Here is a 501-nt window from a genome sequence, read left to right on the forward strand (position 1 = left end):
CGATATTGCGATCGGTACTCCGGTGGCGGGTCGTGGTGAGCAGGTTCTCGATGATGTGATCGGGATGTTCGTCAACACGTTGGTGTTGCGGACGGGGGTGGATTCTTCGGAGAGTTTCGTCGATCTGCTCGCGGGTGTGCGGGAGGTTGATCTTCAGGCGTTTGCGCATGCGGATGTTCCGTTCGAGCGTTTGGTGGAGGTGCTCAATCCGGCGCGGTCGCAGGCTCGGAGTCCGTTGTTCCAGGTGATGTTGGCGTTCCAGAACATGGAGCAGTCGGCGTTGCAGTTGGGTGATCTGCGGGTTGCGGGTGTCGATGCCACTGCGGTGGCGGCGAAGTTCGATCTGCAGTTGACGGTGGTGGAGTCGTTCGACGAAGCGGGCGCTCCGGCGGGGATGGCGGCGTCGTTGACGTATGCGACGGATTTGTTCGACGAGTCGACGGTGGCTGGGTTCGCGGACAGGTTCGGGCGGATCCTCGGTGCCGTCGTTGCTGATCAGTC

1 protein-coding gene is annotated in these 501 nt (G+C 61.7%); it reads left to right on the forward strand.

The features are described from left to right. The coding region (locus QM716_RS29145) for a condensation domain-containing protein (protein ID WP_283307719.1) at nt 1–501 on the forward strand (501 nt) is incomplete at both ends.

Source organism: Rhodococcus sp. IEGM 1409, assembly GCF_030056735.1.
In the GTDB taxonomy this organism is placed as follows: domain Bacteria; phylum Actinomycetota; class Actinomycetes; order Mycobacteriales; family Mycobacteriaceae; genus Rhodococcus_F.